Source organism: Mesorhizobium sp. ISC25 (genome assembly GCF_042295465.1).
In the GTDB taxonomy this organism is placed as follows: Bacteria; Pseudomonadota; Alphaproteobacteria; order Rhizobiales; family Rhizobiaceae; genus Mesorhizobium.
The window spans coordinates 5,945,806-5,966,332 of the sequence record NZ_CP135441.1 but is presented as its reverse complement, the minus strand read 5'-3'; the positions used below and the strand labels follow the sequence as shown (position 1 = coordinate 5,966,332).

Annotated in this window: 13 protein-coding genes and 1 pseudogene; all 14 read right to left on the bottom strand. The window is 63.8% G+C overall.

Features of this window, described 5'->3' with window-relative positions; translation table 11 throughout:
• Positions 1-125: 125 nt before the first annotated feature.
• The 14 genes and pseudogenes from RQ479_RS29300 to RQ479_RS29235 all read right to left on the bottom strand — a co-directional run bounded on the left by RQ479_RS29300 (position 126) and on the right by RQ479_RS29235 (position 20,456).
• Entirely contained in the window at positions 126-1,400 is a 1,275-nt protein-coding gene (locus RQ479_RS29300) for an RNA polymerase sigma factor (protein ID WP_352448164.1), read from the bottom strand.
• Positions 1,397-1,771, bottom strand: coding sequence for a YciI family protein (locus tag RQ479_RS29295; protein ID WP_023720249.1), 375 nt, complete (start codon positions 1,769-1,771; stop codon positions 1,397-1,399). Before RQ479_RS29295 ends, RQ479_RS29300 begins: the two co-directional genes overlap by 4 nt.
• Before the next feature lie 85 nt (positions 1,772-1,856).
• Complete coding sequence (locus RQ479_RS29290; protein WP_376703318.1) at positions 1,857-2,975, bottom strand: DNA topoisomerase IB; 1,119 nt, start codon at positions 2,973-2,975, stop codon at positions 1,857-1,859.
• Between the two features lie 117 nt (positions 2,976-3,092).
• A complete protein-coding gene (locus RQ479_RS29285) occupies positions 3,093-3,977 on the bottom strand; it encodes a transglutaminase family protein (RefSeq protein ID WP_292663528.1) in 885 nt (294 codons plus the stop codon).
• 7 nt (positions 3,978-3,984) lie between these two features.
• Complete coding sequence (locus RQ479_RS29280; RefSeq protein WP_376703317.1) at positions 3,985-6,396, bottom strand: circularly permuted type 2 ATP-grasp protein; 2,412 nt, start codon at positions 6,394-6,396, stop codon at positions 3,985-3,987.
• 6 nt (positions 6,397-6,402) lie between these two features.
• Positions 6,403-9,773 (bottom strand): annotated as a pseudogene (locus RQ479_RS29275) (DUF2126 domain-containing protein).
• A gap of 448 nt (positions 9,774-10,221) precedes the next feature.
• Positions 10,222-11,412, bottom strand: coding sequence for an acyl-CoA dehydrogenase (locus RQ479_RS29270; RefSeq protein WP_023720243.1), 1,191 nt, complete (start codon positions 11,410-11,412; stop codon positions 10,222-10,224).
• A 239-nt stretch (positions 11,413-11,651) separates the two neighbouring features.
• The gene (locus RQ479_RS29265; RefSeq protein WP_376703316.1) at positions 11,652-13,964 is read right to left on the bottom strand and encodes a Tex family protein; all 2,313 of its coding nucleotides are present in this window, start codon (positions 13,962-13,964) and stop codon (positions 11,652-11,654) included.
• A 119-nt stretch (positions 13,965-14,083) separates the two neighbouring features.
• Entirely contained in the window at positions 14,084-15,265 is a 1,182-nt protein-coding gene (locus tag RQ479_RS29260; protein ID WP_376703315.1) for a serine hydrolase domain-containing protein, read from the bottom strand.
• Positions 15,266-15,291: 26 nt separating this feature from the next.
• A complete protein-coding gene (locus RQ479_RS29255; RefSeq protein WP_376703314.1) occupies positions 15,292-16,488 on the bottom strand; it encodes a serine hydrolase domain-containing protein in 1,197 nt (398 codons plus the stop codon).
• A gap of 62 nt (positions 16,489-16,550) precedes the next feature.
• Complete coding sequence (locus RQ479_RS29250; RefSeq protein ID WP_376703313.1) at positions 16,551-17,579, bottom strand: extracellular solute-binding protein; 1,029 nt, start codon at positions 17,577-17,579, stop codon at positions 16,551-16,553.
• Positions 17,580-17,621: 42 nt separating this feature from the next.
• Positions 17,622-18,434, bottom strand: a complete 813-nt coding sequence (locus RQ479_RS29245) for an ABC transporter permease (RefSeq protein ID WP_352713421.1) — start codon at positions 18,432-18,434, stop codon at positions 17,622-17,624.
• Positions 18,427-19,356, bottom strand: a complete 930-nt coding sequence (locus RQ479_RS29240; RefSeq protein ID WP_376703312.1) for an ABC transporter permease — start codon at positions 19,354-19,356, stop codon at positions 18,427-18,429. Before RQ479_RS29240 ends, RQ479_RS29245 begins: the two co-directional genes overlap by 8 nt.
• Complete coding sequence (locus RQ479_RS29235) at positions 19,356-20,456, bottom strand: ABC transporter ATP-binding protein (protein WP_376703311.1); 1,101 nt, start codon at positions 20,454-20,456, stop codon at positions 19,356-19,358. The genes RQ479_RS29240 and RQ479_RS29235 overlap by 1 nt, the downstream gene beginning before the upstream one ends.
• Positions 20,457-20,527 lie beyond the last annotated feature (71 nt).

Here is a 20,527-nt window from a genome sequence, read left to right as displayed (position 1 = left end):
CCGCTCCCTGCCGGTCGGCACACCAGGCGCTGTTATGGCGTGGCATTACGCGTTTCAGGGAGAAATCGCCACCCCGGCATGGTCCAAGCCGGCGTCCGACTGTTGAACCAGCCAGATAGAGCGAATCAGTGTGCCGTCTTGGCGGTTTCCCGCACGGCGCTTTCTTTCATCAGCCGGTCGATATGCATGCGGATATGCGCTGCCTCGGCGGCCGTATTGGCAAGCGCGATGGCGCGGTCGAAAGCGACGCGCGCCTCCTCGCCGCGGCCAAGCTGCATCAGCAGTCCGCCCTTGAGGCCGAAGAAATGGAAATAGCCGGAAAGCCTTCCCTCCAGCGGCTCGATCATGGCGAGTGCGGCTTCCGGTCCACGCACCTTGGAGACCGCGACGGCGCGGTTGAGCGTCACCACCGGCGACGGCTGCATCTGCTCGAGCAGGCCGTAGAGCAGGTCGATCTCGTTCCAGTCCGTATCCTCGGGTTTTTCCGCCCGCGCATGCAGTGCGGCGATCGCCGCTTGCACCTGGTAGGGACCGGGCTTGCGATGGCGCAACGCCTTATCGACCAGCGCCAGGCCTTCATCGATCATCTTGCGGCTCCACAGGCTGCGGTCCTGGTCTTCGAGCAGCACGATCTCGCCGTTCTCGTCGAAGCGGGCAGGCGAGCGTGCATGCTGCAGCAGCAACAGCGCCGTCAGCCCCATGATCTCCGGCTCGGTCTGGAATAGCCTGAGCAGCAGCCGGGCCAGCCGGATCGCCTCTTCGCAAAGCGGCGCACGCGCCGAAGCCTCGCCGCTGTTGCTGGAATAGCCTTCGTTGAAGATCAGGTAGACCATGGCGGCGACGGCGGCGAGCCGTTCGGAGCGCTCGACCGCTCCCGGCGTCTCGAACGGCACCCCAGCGTCGGCGATGCGCGCCTTGGCGCGCGTGATACGCTGCTCCATGGCGCTTTCACCGACGAGGAAGGCGCGGGCGATCTGCTTGACCGTCAGGCCGGAGACGATGCGTAACGCCACCGCGATCTGCTGCGTGGCCGGCAGGTCGGGATGGCAGCAGATAAACAGCAGCCGCAAAATATCGTCGCGGTAATGCGCCCCGTCCAGCCGCTCGGCGACGTCGCTCTCGGCATCCTCCAGATCGGAGATCTGATCCTCCTCCGGCAGCGGCGCCTGCTTGGCGCGCTTGCGCACCGCATCGATGCCGCTGTTGCGGCCGACGAAGATCAGCCAGGCCGCCGGATCGCGTGGAGGACCGTTTTTCGGCCAGTTGTTCAGTGCCCTCAGGCAGGCGTCCTGGAATGCTTCCTCCGCCGCGTCGAGGTCGCGGAAGTAGCGCAGCAATGCCCCCATCGCCTGCGGGCGAGCGGTGCTGATTGCCGTGCTGATCCAGGCGAGTTCGGTCATGCGGAAACCTTGGCGGGATTGAAGAGCGAGACCGGCCGGATTTCGTAGGAGCCGCCGCTCGGGTTGACCTCGGAAAGCTCGCGCGCGAAGTCGACGGCCTCATCGAGGTCGGCGCATTCGAGCGTGTAGAAACCGAGGAACTGCTCCTTGGTTTCGGCAAACGGGCCGTCGATGACGATCGATTCGCCCTTGACCTTCCTCAGCGTCGTCGCCGCGGTCGTCGGCAAGAGCCGCGCCACCGGGCCAAGCCGGCCGGCGTTGGCATATTTCTCCTGCACGCCGATAAGCTTTTCCATGACGGCATCGTCCTGCTCCTTGCTCCAGGAGCAAACGACGTCTTCAGAGGCATAGCAGAGGATCGCGTAGAGCATGGGTCGTCCTTTTCTTTATCAAAGGACGAAACACTAGGACCGATGCCGACATGGCGTCGACAAAAAAATACGCTCCGGTCCGGCGTCATTCCCTCGCCTTCAGCCATCTCAAGACCAAGGCTTCCTCGTCGTCGAGCCCGGCGATCGAGCGCTTGCCTTTGTTGGCATCCGCCATTTCGTCGAGCAGCCGTCCTTCGGACCAGGCGCGGAAGACTTCCGGATGGATGTAGCATTGGCGACAAACCGCGCGTGTGTTGCCAAGCCGCTCGGCAACCTTGTCGATGACGCTGTTCATCGCCCGCTTTTGTTGCGCCTGGCTTTCGGGACGTTCGGTTTGGGCAAACAGCGACGCGGCATGAATGGTGCCGCCCCAGGTTCTGAAGTGCTTGGAGCTGAACTCCGCTCCGGCGTTATCCCTGATATGGCGGTTGACGTCGTCTGAGCGCACCGGATGCCTGTTTCCATCCTCGTCGAGATACTGGAACAGTTTTTGGCCCGGCAGGTCCTGCGCTCCACGCACGATCTTGGCAATCCGGCGATCGACAAGCTTCAATCTCCATTCCTTGCCGGATTTGCCGGTGAAGGCAAAACGCAGGCTCGAGCCCTTGATGTCGACATGGCGGTCACGCAGCGTGGTCAGTCCAAAACTCTTGTTCTCGCGGGCATAGGCGGCATTGCCGACACGGATCATCGTGTTGTCGAGCAGCCAGACGATGGCCGCAACGACGCGTTCCAGCGGCAGGCCGTGACGGCGCAGATCGGCGTCGATCTGCCGCCGCAGTTCGGGCAGGCTTTCGGCAAAGGCGATCAGGCTCGAATATTTGACCCCGTCGCGCTCCTCTGCCCAGTGCGGATGATAGCGGTATTGTTTGCGGCCGCGCTGGTCCCGACCGGTCGCCTGGATGTGACCGTCGGCATCCGGCGAGATCCACACATCCGTCCAGGCCGGTGGAATGGCAAGCGCCTTGATGCGTGCCAAGGCCTCCCCGTCGACAATCCGCCCGTCGGGTCCTTTGTACGAGAACCCCTTGCCCGAACGCAGCCGGCGAATACCGGGTTCAGTGTCGGTGACATAGTTGAGCGAGGCCCGAACGGCCGAGGCTTGCGCGCCGTTCTCCAGCGCTCCGTTCTGCGGCACCCCGTTCCTTGGTGCAGCTTTCCTCACAGCCGATTGGCCAGACGACGACCCGGATTTGTCCAGCATGTCCTCTCCACGGAATTTCCGTAGATAAGCCGCTTGCCGGCTGCGGGTTCCACCGCCTCTTGATCTCTTGGTCCCAGGACAGCCTATCGACGTCGCGTGCAACGAAGATGTGCGTCGTCACGCCTTTTCGAGCACGACCGGAATGACGTCGACCGCCTGCTCGCCGACCTGCCCGCCGGTGGTTTTCAGCACGCCGACGATCGGCGCCACATCGGAGTAGTCGCGGCCGTAGCCGACCGTGATATGGTCGTTGCTTGCCCGCATTCCATTGGTCGGATCGAACTCCTGCCAGCCGGCATCGCGCCCGCACCACACCTTGACCCAGGCGTGCATGGCGTCGGCGCCTTCGAGCCGCGGCTTCCCGCGCGGCGGAATGGTGCGCAGGAACCCGCTGACATAGCCTGCAGGGATGCCGAGGCCGCGCAGGCCGGCGATCATGATGTGGGAAAAATCCTGGCAGACGCCGCGCTTCAGGCCGAAGGCGTCGCTGGCCCGCGTCTGCACGGTGGTCGCCTCGCCGTCATAGGTGAAATCGCGGTGAATGCGGTTGCACAGAGCCATGGCCGTGCCGACCGTCGAACTGCCGGCACTGTCTTTCGCATAGGCAGTGATTGCCGCGTCGATGCCGGCGTGATCGCTGGCGGCCAGAAAGTGATGCGGCGAAGCCGGCGCCAGCGAGTGCACCGCGCCGAGTTCTTCTTTCAGCCGGCGTATGTCCGGCGATACGTCGAGCCCGGGCTCCGGCCGCGACACGGAAACACGCGCGCTCATCCTGATGTCGAGCGCATCATGTGCGTCACGAAAGGCGATCGAAGTGACACTGTTGCCGAAAAAGTCGGAAAAGTCGGAACGTTCGCTGGGCGCCGGCACAAAAGACAGTGAAGCGGCGATGACGCGCTGCACGCCAGGGATGGTCGGCGGCAACACGCGGACCTGATGGCGGCCGCCGCCGGCCGCCGCATCATAGTCGTAACGCAGGTGAAGCCTGATGTCGTAGAGCATGCCGTCTCTACCCGAAATAGGCTTTGGCGAGGCTGTTGTAGAGCCCGCCGATTTCATTGGCGAGATCGCCGAGGGCCTTGGCCGTCATGTCCGAAGGCTCCTTGATGGCGATCGACGTGTTGAGCTGCAGGATTTCCTTGGCCGCCGGCGACATATGGCCTTCGGCGCCGACAGCGGGCAGCAGCGCGATTTCTGCCTTCAGCCGTTCGAGCTGGAAAAGGATTGAGCGCGGGTTGAGCGGATCGAGCGCCAGAAGGTCGACCACCGTGCGCCGTCCCGCCTGCACCGGATATTGCCGACGGTGGGTCATGACGCTGTCGCCGATCTCCAGCATCATGTCGAGCGCGCCTTCCGGCGCCTGGGCTCTGGTCAGCCGGGCGAGCGTGCGGGCGATCTGGATGCCGCGTTCGAGCCTGCGGCCGATTTCCAGGAAACGCCAGCCAGCAAAGCGGTACATGTTCTCGTGCAGCAGGCCGGAAAACCCGGCCAGCTTGCGCAGGATGACCGTCATTGCCCTTGTCGCGTCGTCGCCCGGCGCCACTGTCGCGGCGAATTGATGGATGGTCTTCGACAGATCTTTCAATGCCAGCCAGCCATCCGGCGAGAAGCGGTCGCGGATCTGTCCGGCACTGTAGACGGCGCTGTCCAGGGTGCCGATGAGCCCCAATGGGATTGCCGTCTCGACGTCGACGCCGAACGGCGCGAGATAGTCCCTGATATCGGCGAGCAGCGGCATCTCGGGATCGGATGTCTCGGCCAGCCGCACATGGTAGGCGCGCAGGATGCGCACCGTGTCTTCCGACCGCTCGATATAGCGGCCAAGCCATGTCAGGTTTTCCGCTGAGCGGCTGGGCAGGCTGCCCGGCAAGGTTCGGGTGAAGCTGTCGTGCTCCTGCGGCAGCAGCGTCTCGCGCTCCACCGGCCTGTCGCTGACCACCCACACATCCGCCGCCTGGCCGCCGCGCTGCATGGCGATGGCCGTCGGGTCGAGCGAGAAGCCGACACGGGCAAAACCGCCCGGCATCACCGTCCAGCCTTCCGGCGTCCGCGCCAGATAGACGCGCAGGCTTGCCGGCCGTGGCTCCAGCCAGCCGCCGACATAGACAGGCGTGGTCGAAAGCGTCACCGCTTCCTGGCCCACAAAGTCGCCGCCGTCCTGTTCGATCCGGGCGACGAGCTCGGCCCGTTCCTCGACCGACAGCGCTGACCCGAGCTTGGTCGAGCCGTCGTCCTCGAAGGCAAGCCGCGTCGACAGTGCCGGGCCGATCACCATGCGGTCGATATTGGCGAGCACATGCTCGCGCTCTGTGTCCTGCCCGCACCACCATGTCGCGACCGTCGGCAGCAGCAGCTCCTCATTGCGCAGGGCGCGCGAAATCTTCGGCAGGAAGGCGAGCAGCGCGCGCGTCTCCATCAGGCCGGAGCCCAGTGCATTGACGGCCGAAACCGCCCCTTGCCGGACCGCTTCCACCAGCCCCGGTGTGCCGATCTGCGAGTCCGGCCGCAATTCGAGCGGATCGGCGAAGGCGGCGTCGAGCCGCCGCCACAAGACGCTGACCGGCATCAGCCCCGAAACCGTGCGCACCATCAGCCTGCCGCCGGAGACGGTCAGGTCCTCGCCCTCGAGCAGCATGATGCCGAGATAGCGGGCGATATAGGCATGTTCGTAATAAGTTTCGTTCAGCGGTCCCGGCGTCAGGATGGCGACACGGCCGCCGGCTTGCTTGGCCATGCCGATCAGCGCGTCGCGGAAGCGACGGAAGAAGCCGGCCAGGCGGTGCACATGCATCTCGCCGTAAATGTCGGACAGCGCCCTTGTGGTGGCGACGCGGTTTTCCAGTGCGAAGCCGGCGCCAGATGGGGCCTGTGTGCGGTCGCCAAGCACCCACCAGCGGCCGTCCGGGCCACGCCCGAGTTCGAACGCGCAAAAGTGCAGGAAATGGCCGCCGGCCGGCCTGGTGCCGACGACCGGCCGCAAATATTCGGGGCTGGCCGCGATCAATCCGGCCGGCAGGATGCCTTTCTCGACCAGCCGGTTCGGCCCGTAAATGTCGGCGATCGTCTCCTCGAACAGATCGGCGCGCTGGATCAGGCCGGCGCTGATCGCAGTCCATTCCTGCTCCTCGATCAGCAGCGGCACATGCGCCAGCGGCCATTCCCGCTCGTTGGCGCCGGCCTTGTCGTAGACGCGGTAATAGACGCCGGCATCGCGCAGGTACTGGTCGGCGCGGGCAAAGCGCTGGGCAAGTTTTTCCGGCCCCAGGTCCTCCAGTGCCTCGATGAAGTGCCGCCAGGCCGGCCGCGGATTGCCCGACGCATCGACCATCTCGTCGACGACGCCGTCGATCGGCTGGTAGTGCTCCAGCAGACTGTGGGTCCGCGGCTTGCTGCGCAGCCTTTTGTGATTCCCCTTCGCCATGGCTGATCAGAGTCTTTGCGGCCGCCGAAGGTCAAGGGTCATCGGGAAATCTTCAGAGGCTTCTTCGTTGCGCAGCACATAGCTGGACGGCGTATGGCCACGCGGCTCGAAGCGGGCGAGCCGCCGCGCCTCCGCTTCATTGCCGTTGACCGGGAACGTGTCGTAGCTGCGCCCGCCGGGGTGTGCCACATGGTAGACGCAACCACCGACCGCGCGGCCCGACCAGCGGTCATAGATGTCGAAGACCAGCGGGGTGTTGACCGGTAGCGCCGGATGCAGCCCCGACGCCGGCTGCCAGGCTTTGAAACGAACGCCGGCCACCGCGATCTCTCTGGTGTCGGTCACCTTCATCGGCACGACGCGGCCGTTGCAGACGACGGCGTGACGCTCCGGGTTGAGCCCCTCGGTCTTCACCTGCAGCCTTTCGACGGAGGAATCGACAAAGCGTACGGTGCCGCCGATCGCGCCTTGCTCGCCCATGACATGCCACGGCTCGAGCGCCTGCCTGAGCTCCAGCTTGATGCCGGCATGCTGGACCTCGCCGCAGAACGGGAAGCGGAATTCGAGCTGGGCATCGAACCATTCCGGACGGAATACGAAGCCGTTCAGCTTGAGGTCGTCCAGCACATCGAGAAAATCCGCCCAGACATAATGCGGCAGCATGAAACGGTCGTGCAGCGAGGTGCCCCAGCGTACGAAGCGGCCGTCGAGCGGGTTCTTCCAGGCCCGGGCAATGATGGCGCGCACCAGCAATTGCTGCGCCAGGCTCATACGCGCGTTGGGCGGCATCTCGAAGCCGCGGAATTCGACCAGCCCGAGCCGGCCGGTCGGCCCGTCCGGCGAAAACAGCTTGTCGATGCAGATTTCCGAGCGATGGGTATTGCCCGTCACGTCGGTCAGAAGGTTGCGGAACAGCCGGTCGACCAGCCACGGCAGGGGTGCCGCGCCCTTGTCCGGATGCGGCACCTGCGCCATCGCGATTTCGAGTTCGTAGAGCGAATCGTGGCGTGCCTCGTCGAAGCGCGGCGCCTGGCTGGTCGGGCCGATGAACAGGCCGGAGAACAGATAGGACAGCGACGGATGCCGCTGCCATTGCAGCACCAGGCTCTTCAACAGGTCGGGGCGGCGCAGGAACGGACTGTCATTGGGCGTGGCGCCGCCAACGACGACGTGGTTGCCGCCGCCGGTGCCGGTATGGCGGCCGTCGATCATGAACTTGTCGGCGCCAAGCCGCGTCTGCCGCGCCTCTTCGTAGATCGCCGTGGTCGTCGCCACGCAATCCTGCCAATTCGCGGCGGGGTGGATATTGACCTCGATGACGCCGGGATCGGGTGCGACACGGATGACATTGAGGCGCGGATCGTGCGGCGGGCCGTAGCCCTCGATATGCACCGGCAGTCCGATCGCCCTTGCCGCGTTCTCCGCCGCAGCGACCAGCTCGAGATAGTCCTCCAGCGCTTCGACGGGCGGCATGAACACACAAAGCCGTCCGTCGCGCGGCTCGACCGAAAGGGCTGTGCGCACGGCGCCGCCGATCTCGGTGATCTCCTGTTCGACGCGGTCTTGCTGGCCGGTAACGGCCGTGAAGGAGATGGCCTGCTGGCGGCGCGCCATTTCGTCGGCGCCTTCCAGTTCGGCCGGAGCGGGCGAAGAAGCAGCACCGGGCAAGATCGCCTCACGCGCCGGCAATGGTCCGCGCGGCAGCGATGGGTCGACCGGGACGATATAGGGGAACTGCGCCGGCGGCACATAAGGCAGCGTGCCGAGCGGCAGGCGGTAGCCGACCGGCGAATCGCCGGGCACCAGGAACAGCCTGCCGCGCCGCGTCTTCCACTTCTCCGAGCGCCAGCGCGGTCCGGACGCCTGGCTGTTCCAGCGCTGGACGGGCAGCACATAGCCCGACGGCTTGGTCAGCCCGCGTTCGAACACCCGCGCCATGCGGCTGCGCTCCTCCGGGTCCTCCAGCTTCGAATTGGAAGGATCGACGTTGTCAGGCAGCTTGCCTTCCTTCAGCAGCCATTCGGCCGGATCCTCATAGGCTTCGCTGACCATCGTCTTGTCGATGCCGAGTTCGTCGGCAATCGCCGTCAGCAGGCTCTCGGCCTGCTTTGGTCCGACATCCGCCTCGCTCTTTTCATGCGCGATCAGCGACGGGTCGCTCCACACCGGCTCGCCATCGGTGCGCCAGTAGAGCGAGAACGTCCAGCGCGGCAGGCTTTCGCCGGGTACCATTTGCCCTGCCCGTAATGCAGGAAGCCGCCCGGCGCGAAGCGTTCGCGCAGCCGGCGGATCAGCGCATCGGCCTTTTCCCGCTTGGTCGGCCCGACGGCCGCGGTGTTCCACTCGGCAGCCTCGAAATCGTCGATCGAGACGAATGTCGGCTCGCCGCCCATGGTCAGCCGCACGTCGCCGGCCTGGAGCGCGGCATCGACTTGGTTGCCGAGCGCATCGAGCGCCTGCCAGCTCTCGTCGGAGAACGGCTTGGTGATACGCGGATGTTCGGCGATGCGGTCGACCCGCATGTCGAAGCCGAACTCGACATTGGCGAAGCTCGCCATGCCGGAGATCGGCGCGGCATTGCGGAAATGCGGCGTTGCCGCGAGCGGCACATGGCTTTCGCCGGTGAGCAGGCCGGAGGTCGGGTCGAAGCCGATCCAGCCGGCGCCCGGCAGATACACCTCGCACCAGGCATGGAGGTCAGTGAAATCGGTCGCCGTGCCAGGCGGCCCGTCAAGCGCGACGAGGTCGGGCTTGAGCTGGATCAGATAGCCGGAGACGAAGCGCGCGGCGATGCCGAGGTTCCTCAGTATCTGCACCAGGAGCCAGCTCGAATCCCGACACGATCCCTTGCCGGCGGCCAGCGTTTCCTCGGGCGAGAAGACGCCGGTTTCCATGCGCACGATATAAGCGATCTCACGTTGCAGCCGCGCATTGAGATCGACGACAAAATTGACGGTATTGGTCGCACTGCGGTCGACGGTTTTGAGGAACGCCTGCAACAGTGGCCCTGCCGGTTCCGGCGTACGGTAGATGGTCAGATCGTCCCTGATCTCTTCGGGGTATTCGAACGGAAACGTCTCGGCCGAGGGCTCGACGAAGAAATCGAACGGATTGTAGACCGTCATGTCGGCAACGAGGTCGACCTCGATCTTCAGTTCCGTCACCGGCTCGGGGAAGACGAAGCGGGCAAGGAAATTGCCGTAGGGGTCCTGCTGCAAATTGACGAAGTGGTTTGCCGGCCCGACCTTCAGCGAATGACTGAGCACTTTGGTGCGGGAATGCGGCGCAGGCTGCAACCTTATGACTTGCGGGCCTAATACGACCGGCCGGTCGTATTTGTAGTGGGTCAGGTGATAGACGGCTGCCAGAATTGCCATGGTGCCCCTGAAGTCGGCGTTTCAAAAGGAGTTCGCTGAACCCTGACACGAATGCTGACCATTCTCCAAGCAGAGATGTTGCGCTGCACCTAAATTAAGCAGGCTTCACAGCCTCACAAACGGAGCGCCGACCCTGGGATTCCGCAGCGTGGCGGCAAGATGTTGCAACGCTGCAGAGCCGAAGGCCGGCGGGTCAGCACCGAGCGCTTCCCGCCGATATCGATGACCGGCAGCACCCGCGATGCTTGGTCCAAAAGAGCTGAAAAGAAAAACCCGCCTCGGCGGGCGGGTCGTTGGAGCCAATTAGCACCATACCCAAATTAGTAGCATAGCTGCCGGCACAAAGCAAGAACAAAATGTGGCATCATCGACGAAAGTTGTCGATCTCCCGCTTTGCGAGGGGGAGATGCCAGGCAGTGGCGCCCCGGAAGCGGAGAACACCTGAACCCTAAAAGAACGCCTGCAACCCGGTCTGCGCGCGTCCCAGGATCAGCGCATGCACGTCATGCGTGCCCTCATAGGTGTTGACGGTTTCCAGGTTCTGGGCGTGGCGCATGACATGGTAGCCGATCTGGATGCCATTGCCGCCATGCATGTCGCGGGCCTGGCGGGCGATGTCGAGCGCCTTGCCGCAATTGTTGCGCTTGACCAACGAGATCATCTCCGGCGCCATCTTGCCTTCATCCATCAGCCGCCCGACGCGCAGGCTGCCTTGCAGGCCGAGCGCGATCTCGGTCTGCATGTCGGCGAGCTTCTTCTGGAAAAGCTGCGTGCCGGCCAGCGGCTTGCCGAACTGCTTGCGGTCGAGGCCATACTGGCGGGCGCGGTGCCAGCAATCCTCAGCCGCGCCCATCGCCCCCCACGAAATGCCGTAGCGCGCCCGGTTGAGGCAGCCGAACGGCCCTTTCAGGCCCGAGACATTGGGCAGCAGCGCGTCCTCGCCGACCTCGACGCCCTCCATCACCACTTCGCCGGTGATCGAGGCGCGCAGCGACAGCTTGCCGCCGATCTTCGGCGCCGACAGCCCGTTCATGCCCTTTTCCAGGACAAAGCCGCGAATCTCGTTGTCATGCGCGGCCGATTTTGCCCAGACGACGAACACGTCGGCGATCGGCGCGTTGGAAATCCACATCTTCGAACCGGAGATCCTGTAGCCGCTCGCGGTCTTTTCGGCCCGCGTCTTCATGCCGCCCGGGTCGGAACCGGCATCAGGTTCGGTCAGGCCAAAGCAGCCGATCCATTCGCCCGACGCCAGCTTCGGCAGGTATTTCTTGCGCTGCTCTTCCGAGCCATAGGCGTGGATTGGATACATCACCAGCGACGACTGCACGCTCATCATCGAGCGATAGCCGGAATCGACGCGTTCGACTTCGCGCGCGACCAGCCCGTAAGTGACGTAGTTGGCGCCGAGCCCACCATATTCCTCGGGGATGGTGATGCCGAGCAGGCCGGCCTCGCCCATTTCGCGAAAGATGCCGGCGTCGGTCTTCTCCTCGAGATAGGCTTCCTCGATCTTCGGAGCGAGCTTGTCGGCGGCAAACGCCGCGGCGCCATCGCGCACCATGCGCTCGTCTTCCGAAAGCTGGTCCTCGATCAGGAAAGGATCATCCCAGACGAATGCGTTCTTGTCGGCGGCCATGGCTCTCGGTCTCCCAAACTCATGCATGTCGTCCAAAGCTTGCCCGCGGGCCTGACCCGAGGGTGTCCGGCAGCTTGGAGATAACGACATGCATCGAAACTGAAATCTTGAAACGCGCGGCTTATCGGCTCCCGTCCTGAAAAAATCAAACGAAATAGCTTCGCCGACCCATGAGCATTGGTGATGGATCATCAATGTCTAGCGCTGCCGTATGACCTGCCACAGCCCGGCTCGCGAAATTACTTCCGCTTCAACGCATCGGCCAAAGCGGCGCCGAACGCGCCCTGCTGCGCCGGCCGCTCCGGGTGGCGTTGGGGCGCTGGCGCGCGCGGCACCGGCCTGTTGCCATTGTCGCGTGGCTTCGGTGCGCCACCGTCACCGTCCTTGCGCATCGACAGGCCGATGCGCTTACGCTTGATATCGACGTCGACGACACGCACCTTGACCACGTCGCCGGCCTTGACCACCTCGTGCGCGTCCTTGACGAAACGGTCGGCCAGTTGCGAGACGTGCACCAGTCCGTCCTGGTGCACGCCGATATCGACGAAGGCGCCGAAGGCCGCGACATTGGTGACGGTGCCTTCAAGCTGCATGCCGGGCTTCAGATCCTTGAGGTCGTCGATGCCGTCGGCGAAGGTCGCGGTCTTGAAACCGGGGCGCGGATCGCGGCCGGGCTTTTCCAGCTCCGCCAGGATGTCGCGCACCGTCGGCAGGCCGAAGCGCTCGTCGACGAAGACGCGCGGATCGAGCGCCTTGAGTGCGGCGCTGTCGCCCATCAGTGAGCGGACGTCGCGCCCGCAGGCCGCAATGATCTTCTTGGCCACGCCATAGGCTTCCGGATGCACCGCCGAGGCATCGAGCGGTTCGCTGCCGTTCGCAATGCGCAGAAAACCGGCGCACTGCTCGAACGCGCGGGGTCCAAGGCGGGAGACCTTCAACAGTTCGCGGCGGCTGGCGAACGGGCCGGTCGCGTCCCGGTGCGCAACGATCGCCTCGGCCAGCGATGCGCCGAGACCCGAAACCCGCGCCAGAAGCGGCGCCGACGCCGTATTGAGGTCGACGCCGACGGCGTTGACCGCATCCTCGACCACCGCTTCCAGCGAGCGGCCAAGGCGGTACTGATCGACGTCATGCTGGTACTGGCCGACGCCGATCGACTTCGGCTCGATCTTGACAAGTTCGGCGAGCGGATCCTGCAGGCGCCGCGCGATCGACACCGCCCCGCGCAGCGACACGTCGAGGCCGGGAAATTCCGCCGCCGCCGTTGCCGAGGCGGAATAGACCGAGGCGCCGGCCTCGCTGACGATCACCTTGAGCGGCTTCGGCCCGGACCCGGCAGGCATATCAGCCAGCATGTCGGCGACCAGCCTTTCGGTCTCGCGGCTGCCGGTGCCATTGCCGATGGAAATCAGCTCGACCTTGTGCAGCCGGATGAGCTTGGCCAGTTCGGCTTGCGTGCCGCGGACATCGTTCTTCGGCGGAAACGGATAGACCGTCGTCGTCGCCAGCAGCTTGCCGGTGCCGTCCACCACCGCCACCTTGACCCCGGTGCGGATGCCGGGGTCGAGTCCCATCGTGGCGCGCGAGCCGGCGGGTGCTGCGAGCAGCAAATCCTTCAGATTGCGGGCGAAGACATGGATCGCTTCTTCCTCGGCCCGCTCGCGCAGATCTCGCATCAGATCGAGCGTCAGGTGCAGCGACAGCTTTATGCGCCAGGTCCAGCCGGCGACCTCCATCAGCCAGCGGTCTCCCGGCAACTGGCGGCCGATAGCGTAGGCGTCTGCAATCATCCGCTCGACCGGCTTCACCGGAGAGGCGTCATCGGCATCGACTTCGATGTCGAGCGACAGAACCTCCTCGTTGCGGCCGCGCAGCATGGCCAGCGCGCGATGGCTGGGCACGTTGGCCCAGCGCTCGACATGGTCGAAATAGTCGGAGAATTTCGCGCCGGCCTCCTGCTTGCCATCGACGACGCGCGAGCGCAGGAAGGCGCGTTCCTTCATGTAGGTCCGCAATTTGCCGACCAGATCGGCATTCTCGGCGAACTGTTCGGACAGGATGTCGCGCGCACCCTCGAGCGCTGCCTTGGTGTCTGCCACGTCTTCGCTGATGTGGGCCAGCGCCAGCTCGGCGGGCATGGCCGCACGGTCGGCGAGAATAGCTTCCGCCAGCGGGCCCAGCCCACGCTCGCGCGCGATCTCGGCCTTGGTCCGGCGCTTCGGCTTGTAAGGCAGGTAGATGTCTTCGAGCTCGGCCTTGGTGACGGCCGCGGCGATCTTTGCCTCGAGCTCTTCGGTCAGCTTGCCTTGCTCACGGATCGAACCAAGGATGGTGTCGCGGCGCGCGTCGAGCTCGCGCAGATAGGCCAGCCGCTCGGCAAGGTCGCGCAGCTGCGTGTCGTCGAGGCCGCCGGTGACCTCCTTGCGGTAGCGCGCCACGAACGGCACGGTCGCGCCGTCGTCGAGCAAGCCGATCGCCGCCGCAGCCTGTTCGGGCCGCGCGCCGATCTCGGCGGCTATGATGCTTGCGATGCGCTTGATGTCGGATGCCATGTCGTACCTGTCGCTGGTCGAAACGAGCAGCGACCATAGGCGCAGAGCACCGATGCGCCAACCGCGACGTTTTCAATCCGGCGAGAGGTCCACAGGAAAGGTCGGCTGTCTGGATCGGATCAGACCATCCGGCCCAGCGCCTCGAAGAAAGAAATCATATCCAGATCGAGCGGATCGTCGACCGGCAGCGGCTGCGACGACATCTTTGCGATTACCATTTCGGCCTTCGGATTGACGTAAAGCCACTGGCCGTGGATGCCGATGCCGCAGAAGGCGCCGCTTGCCGCGCCGGTCTGGTACCATTTGTTGCGATAACGGCCACGCGGAGACAGGAACGCCATCGTGCCGCGTTGCCAAGCCTCGGCGTCACCGCCAGTTTCGGTCGTGTCGCGCACCCAGCTCTCCGGCACGATACGGCAGCCATTGGCCATGCCGCCTTGCCGCATCATCTCGCCGACACGTGCAAGGTCGCGCGGCGTCACCGAAATGCCGCCGGCCGTACGCGCCGTGCCTTCCATGTCCACGGTTACCGAAGCGTCGCTGACAGCGCCGAGCGGCGCCCATAATTTCTCGCGCATCAGATCGGCGAAGCGCCGGCCCGACGCTCGTTCGAGCAGGATGCTGAGCAGGTCGGAATTGGGCGAACGGTAGCGGAACGTTTGGCCATGCGGCTCGGCCAGACCCTGCAGCGTCATGAGGAAAGTGGCCAGGCTCTCGGTGCCCCCGCCTGGATTCCACAGCATGGCGCGGCGATAGCGGGCGAAGGCGCTTCCCGGATCGAGATAGGCCTCTTCGAAATCGAGGCTGACACTCATGTCGAGCACGTGCCGCACACTCGCATCGCCATAGGCCGAGCCTGCGGTTTCCGGGATATAATGGGTCACCGGAGACTGCGGATCGAAAATCCCCTCGCCTTCCAATATGCCGGCGACAATCGCGGTCAGCGACTTGCTGATCGAAAAGACGATGTGGCGTGCACCGGACTCCATATGCGGCGCGAACCAGTCGCCGACGAATTTGCCGCCCTTAATGATCGTCAGCGCGTCGGTTTCGGAGCGCCTGAGAAAAGCCGCGACCGTCTCCGCGCCGCCTGCAAGAGCGACCCTTTCACCAAGTAGCCCGCCGAAATCCTGCGCCGGCGCCTCGCTGCTGCCCGGCTTTGCCGCCACGGCAGCGCTCGGCACCAGTTCGCCGGCATTCTGGAACGACCACCGGCTGAACGGGCTTTCCCGCCAGTTGCCGAGCAGCACCTGGTTTCGGGCAAAGCCATACCTGGTCTCGAACGCGGTCTTGCCGGCCATTGGCGCTTCCTTCGGTCTTTGGCGTTCTAGGCGAGCGCCGCGGCGATAGCGTGCACGGCTTTCAGCGTGGCCACCGAATAGGCGACGTTGGTAAAATCCGGATAGCTCGAAAGCTTCACCACGACCATTTTCATATTCCAGTCGATGTGGATCAGCTGCCCGAACACGCCCCGGCACATCAGCGCCCGCGAGCGCGGGTCCTCGATCCAGAACTGGTTCCGGTAGCTGCCTTCCGGCAGGCTGGGACTGAAATCCGGTCCATGCCTGCCATTGCGCGTCGCCTCGATCCACTCGGCCGGCACGACGCCGCCGCCATTGTCGAGGATCAGCTGGCCGAAGCGGCCATAGTCGCGCAGCGTGGCGTTGAAGCCGCCATCGGCGACTGCATAACCGGCGCTGTCGACGGTGAAGCAGGCGCTTTCATCCGCGCCGAGTTTTTGCCAGAGCTCTTCCGAAACCAGCTGCGCCAGCCGTTTGCCGCTCACCCGTTCCATGATGAAGGCGAGCACGTCGGTCTCGATCGAGCGGTATTCGAAGGCAGCGCCGTGTGGCCGGCTCTTTTCCTCAAGCCCCAGGATCAATTCGAACATGTGCGACGGCCAGCGGAAGGCCGGATCGCTGCCCGGCGGCACCGGCTTCCAGCCGGTGGCTACATCGACCTGGCCGATGTCCGAATAGGGATCGGTGTATTCCTCGGAAAAGCGCACCCCGCTCGTCATGTCGAGCGCATGCTGCACACTGGCGCCTGCCCAGCCGGTCGCTTCCAGCTCCGGCAGATAGGTCGTCACCGGCAAAGCCGGATCGATCAGCCCGCGCCCGACCAGTATGCCGAACACCGAGGCGGTGACCGACTTCGCCATCGACTGCGAAAGATGCAGCGTGCGCTCGGTCATGCCGTTGAAGTAGCGCTCATAGGCGACCTTGCCGTCCTTGAGCACCAGGAAGCCGTCGGTGTAGGTCTCGTCGAGCAGCCCGGCCAGCATCGTCGGCTGCCCCATGCTGTCGCTCACCGGCAGCGCGTCGAGATCGACCTCGGCGCGCTCCAGTCGGTGGCGATGGCCATTGCCGCGCCAGACTTCGACGGTCGGCAGAATTTCGCGGATATGCTGGAACGCCCATCGGTTCCATGGCGGCCGGTCCCAGTCGAGCTTCGGCGGCACCATCCGTGGTGGCGAACCCTGCATGATCGGCGGCGCCGGTTCGCTGTTGCGGTAAGATTTCATCCAACCCCCTTGCGCAAGGAAGGGAGGCCGAAGCCTCCCTTCAGTCTGATCCTAGAGCAAGGCTACTTGCGCAAATTGGTCCAGATCTTGTTGTAGATCTCGACCACTTCCGGTGGGCAAGGCGGTACGAATTCCGCCGCCGGTGCACCGGCCGGCGGATTGATTTCCGGCGCGCTGGCGAAATCGGGCGGCAGGAACTTGTGGCTGCCGGTGATGCCGTTATCGTAGCCGGCGAATTCCGAAATCAGCGCCGCGTTTTCGGGAGCCATGACAAAGTCCTGGAACAGCTTGGCATTTTCGAGATTCTTGGCGCCCTTCAACACGGCGACATTGTCCATCCAGCCTTCGATGCCTTCCTTGGGATAGGCATATTTGATCGCCGGGATTTTCTGGCGCGCACGATAGGTCGCGCCATTCCAGGCCTCGGTAACGATCACGTCGCCGGAGGTGATCTTGGTGATGGTGTCGTAGCTGAAGGTCTTCCATGACGGCTTGGCGGCCATCAGTATGTCGTTGACCTTCTTCAGATTGGCCTTATCGGCGCCGCAACGCGGTACGACGGCGTAGCGCTCGGCCGCATGCATCACAGTGTTGACATCGTCGAGCATGTTGATCTGGCCCTTCAACTCGTCCGGCGGGTCGAACAGGATCGCCAGCGTGTCGATGTCCCCCTTGTATTTGTCGGTGTTGACTTCGAAGGTCGTGGTGCCGAACTGCCACGGCACGGTGTAGTGGCGGCCATTGTCCCAGTAGATGTCGACGAAGCGCGGGTCGAGGTTCTTGCCGTTCGGCATCGCATTGGGCTCGGTCTTTTCGAGCAGGCCCTCATCGATCATGATCTTCACGGTGTAGTCGGAAGGGACGACGATGTCGTAGCCGGAATTGCCGGCGCGCACCTTCGACAGCATGGTCTCGTTGGAATCGTAGTCGTCCAGCGTCACCTTGACGTTGTATTGTTTTTCGAATTTTTCGATCAGCTTGGGGTTGGTGTAGTCACCCCAATTGTAGATGTGCAGCTCGCCGTCAGCGAGCGCAGGCACCGCCCATAAAAGCGCCGCCGTCGACACAGCAGCCATCAGTTTCCTAGACATCACACTCTCCTTTGCCTTCCCATTGATTCACTTGGCCTTGAGTCACTTGGCGCGGCGGCGCGCGATCAGGAACGATATCGAGACGAACAGGATCGAGACCAGCAGCAGGATGGTCGAGATGGCGTTGATCTCCGGCGTCATCGGCCGCCTGATCTGGTTCCAGATGTAGAGGGGCAGAGTCGTCTGCCCGGGGCCGGCGACCAGCTGCGTGATGGTGAAATCGTCGAAGGAGACGATGAAGGCGAGCGCCCCACCCGACAGAACGCCGGGAACCAGCAATGGCAGCGTTATGCGCCTGAAAGCATGCCACGGCGTGGCATAGAGGTCGGCCGCCGCAGCTTCGAGCGTCAGGTCCATGTCCTCGAGCCGCGCCCGGATCGGCATATAGGCGAATGGAATGCAAAAGACGGTGTGGGCGAGGATCAGATTGCCGATGCCGAAATTGAGCCCGAGCGTGCCCGCGATCAGCGCAAAGAACGAGAGCGTCGCCACCGCTGTAATAATTTCCGGAACCATCAGCGGCAGATTGATGATCATGAAGGCGGCCGACAGCCCGCGCCACGGCTTCACCCGGGTCATGCCGATTGCCGCCAGCGTCGCGGCGATCGTCGAAATGATCGTGGCGGTGACAGAGATGATCAGTGTGTTCTTGGCGGCGTTGTGGAATTCCTGGTTGAGCAGCGCACTGCCATACCAACCGAATCCGATGCCTTCCCAACGCGTCACCAGCGAACCGGTGTTCAGCGAAAAGATCATCAGGATCAGGATTGGCGCGTAAAGCACGCAGAGGCAAATGATGGCGATCGAGCGGAACCCCGGCTGGTCCTTGATATCGGCACTGCGGGGGTCAGCCATGCCGCATCTTCCCCGACGTGTTGCGGACATAGAAGTAAAGCGCCACCAGCACCGCGGCCATCAGGATCAGCGCCTGTGCGCAACCGAGCGGCCAGTTGCGCCCGGAACCGAATTGCTGGGCGATGAGATCGCCGATCATCAGATGGATGCCGCCGCCCAGGATCAGTGGCGTCACATAGGCGCCGAGGGCTGGAATGAAGACCAGCAGGCAACCGGCGATAACGCCGGGCAGCGACAGCGGGATGATCACGCGCCACAGCACCTGCCGACGGGTCGCATAGAGGTCGTAAGCGGCCTCGACCAGCCGGAAATCCAGCTTCTCCAGGCTGGAATAGAGCGGCAGCACCATGAACGGCAGGAACGAATAGAGCAGGCCGAGCTGGATGGCGAAGTTGGTGTAGAGCATGGTGATCGGCTTCTCGATCACCCCCAGTGCCATCAGCGCGTTGTTGATGAGGCCCTCGTCGCGGATGATGAACATGATGGCGAGCGTGCGCACCAGAAGGTTCGACCAGAATGGGATGGTCATCAACAGCACCCACCAGTTGCGCTGCGCCGGCGGTCGCGTCGCCATGAAATAGGCGGTCGGAAAGCCGAGCAGCAGGCAGATGATCGTCGTCACCACGGCAAACAGAAACGAGCGCAAATAGATGATCAGGAAATCCGGCGTGAACTGCAGCGTGTCGTCGAAAATATCGCGCTGGAACAGGAAGTTCAGATAGGCGTCTGTCGAGAACTTCCACTGCACGCCGCCATAGGGTGCTGCGGCGAGAAATGAATAGATGAGGATGATGAGAAGCGGCAGCACGCCGAAGACGCCGATGATTACCAAAGCCGGCAACGAAAGCAGGCGGTGGCGCTTTGCAGTGGCTTTCTCCGCCTCCGCTTCGAATACCGCCGCCTTGGAAAAGGTGATTGCCATCAATCCCTCAAAATGCGCGCGCCATCGTCCTCGAACACGACACCGACCTTGGCGCCCGGCTCGAATGAGACGGCACCCGAGCGGCTGTTCTGGTGGCGCACGATGAAATCGTCGCCGCCTTCGAGCTTCACGTGATAGTGGGTGTCGGTGCCGAAATAGACGACATTTGCCAGGGTTCCCGAGACCATGCCCTTGGCGGCATCGGCGACGAGATCGGCATGTTCCGGCCGCACAACCACCGTCACCGCGCCGGAAGGATCGAAGTTTTCCGGAAATCCCGCCGCCACCGTCGCTTCGGACGCGATCTTCACCATCGCGATGCCGGATTTCTTCGACACGACAGTGCCCTTGAGGAAATTGGTTTCGCCGATGAAATCGGCAACGAAGCGCTCGGCCGGCCGGTCGTAAATATCGCGCGGCGTGCCGACCTGCAGGATCTTGCCGGCCGACATCACGGCGATGCGGTCGGACATGGTCAGCGCTTCTTCCTGGTCATGGGTGACGAAGATGAAGGTGATGCCGGTCTGGTGCTGCAGCCGTTTCAGTTCGATCTGCATTTCCTTGCGTAGTTTGTAGTCGAGTGCCGACAGCGGCTCGTCGAGCAACAGCACCTTCGGCTGCGGCGCCAGAGCGCGCGCCAGTGCGACACGCTGCTGCTGGCCGCCGGAGATCTGGCTGGTGCGGCGGGCACTCAGCGCCTCCATCTTGACCAGCTTCAGCATCTCGGCGACGCGCGCCTTGATTTCGGTCTTCGGCTTGCCCAGCATCTCCAGGCCAAAGCCGATATTCTCGGCCACCGTCATGTGCGGGAACAGCGCATAGGACTGGAACACGGTGTTGACCGGCCGCTTGAACGGCGGCAGCGGCGCGATGTCCTGGCCGTGCAGCAGGATTTCGCCTTCGCTGGGGAAATCGAAGCCAGCGATCAGCCGAAGCAGCGTCGTCTTTCCGCAACCGGACGGCCCCAGCAGCGTGAAGAACTCGTTCTCGCGGATCGACACCGAAACGGTGTCGAGAGCGGCGACTTGTGCGTCCCCGGTACCGAACACCTTGCGAACGCCACGGACCTCGATTGCACTCTTACCCGGCTGATCCGGCACGCATTACCCCATTTTCATATCCGCTCTTGATGGCGGATCCAGTTCCCATTCGATTGTCAGCATATGCCGGT